The organism is Pseudovibrio sp. POLY-S9 (genome assembly GCF_001431305.1).
Taxonomy (GTDB): Bacteria; Pseudomonadota; Alphaproteobacteria; order Rhizobiales; family Stappiaceae; genus Pseudovibrio.
In genome coordinates this window covers 1-1,788 of sequence record NZ_LCWX01000106.1, presented here as the reverse complement: position 1 = coordinate 1,788, position 1,788 = coordinate 1, and the positions used below count along the sequence as shown (strand labels likewise).

1 protein-coding gene is annotated in these 1,788 nt (G+C 44.3%); it reads left to right on the top strand.

The window, feature by feature from the left end:
- A partial coding sequence (locus tag PPL9_RS08800) for a VCBS domain-containing protein (RefSeq protein ID WP_057462356.1) occupies positions 1-1,788 on the top strand: 1,788 nt, incomplete at both ends.

Sequence of the window (1,788 nt, the reverse complement as noted above, 5' to 3'; positions counted from 1 at the left end):
TGGTGAGACAGCAACAGATACTTTCACTTACACAGTGAGTGATGGCACGGCAGAGCCAATTACCAAGACGGTCACGGTGACCATCAATGGCGCTAATGATGCGCCGATTGTCTCAGATATCGCGACATCAACTTCTGAAGACAACAGCGTTCTCATCGAACCTGAGTTTTCTGATGCAGACAGCTCCGACACTCACACTATAACGTTTGATGCCAGCACCACCACAGGTGAAGTGTCTCTTGTTGAGAGCAAGTTCCGGTATGACCCAAATGGCCAGTTCGAGCATCTGGCAGTTGGTGAAACAGCTACTGACACCTTCACCTATACTGTCGATGACGGCAATGGTGGAATAGTTACCAAGATAGTAACGGTTTCAATCGATGGTGCCAATGATACGCCGATGTTTGTGACGACCACTGTGAATGTTTCAGAGCCGGTTGAGATATTTGCGTCTGATGGCCAGTTGAGTGATCGTTTCGGCTCTTCTTTAGCAACCAATCCATCGGGTCAAATTCTCGTCGGGGCATATGGTGACGAAGACCATGGGACATGGACTGGTTCAGTCTATATTTATACACCAGAAGAAGATTTTTATTCTGAGATCAAACTTACAGCATTCGATGGCGAGATCTACGATCACTTTGGGACTGCTGTTGCTGTAAACTCTGATGGCGTTTTAGTTGTTGGTTCTCCTTCCGATGATGATCAAGGTTCTGCATCTGGTTCCGTATATGTTTTTCAACCTAAAGAAAATGGAAGCTATAAAGTTGAAAAATTAACTGATGATCACGGGAGCAGAGTTGATGCATTTGGCGCTTCGGTAGCTATTAGTGAAACAGGTACAATTGTAGTTGGTTCGACATTCGGCGATGGAAGTATTAGAAACAGCGGTACTGTATACGTCTACGAGATGGATAGTAGTGGTAAATACATTGCGAAAGAGCTTTATGCATCTGATGGTGTACAGGGGGCACATTTTGGTTCAGCAGTATCAATTAATTCCCAAGGAGATATAGTAGTTAGTGCCATTAGTAATAGTGGTTCAGCTGATCGTTCTGGGGGGATATATGTATATGCAAAAAATGGGGATGGCACATACTCAGAAACGAAACTGAGTTCATTTGATGTTCTTAAACCTGGACCATTTGGAGAACAGGTTGCAATCAATAATATGGGTGTTGTGGCTGTAGGTAGCAGCCTTGAGCACTCTTCTGGAGATAGCACGGGCTATGTGACAATTTATTCTCCAAACGGTCATGGAGGATACTCCGAACATAAGATTATTGCATCTGATGGCAATTCTGGTGATTACTTTGGTTCCTCAATTGCAATTAATAATGATGGAGTAATCGTAGTAGCTGCAAGACAAACCGCAGTGCAAGATGAGGAGCAAGGACGTGTTTATGTTTATGTGCCTCAACTATCGGGAGGTTACACAGAATATAAACTTTTTGGTCCAATGGGTGCCTCTCAAAAATTTTTAGTGGATGCTGTCTCAATTGATGATGAAGGCACAGTTAGTGTTGGTGCTCCTTATGATGGCAACGGAAAGGTGTATATTTACCAACCAGATTCGTCAGGTGCATACAGCACTCAAAGCACTAATAATAATCTTATAGAAACTTTTGACACCTCCCCAATTACCCAGAGCCTTCAGTTGGCCTTTACGGATGTGGATGTGTCAGATGATGCTCACACCGCCAGCATTACGGATGTCAGCGCAACCGGTGTCACCTCCGGTCTGTCATCCTTGAATGACGACGACCTCAAAGCTCTGCTGAGCGTTAC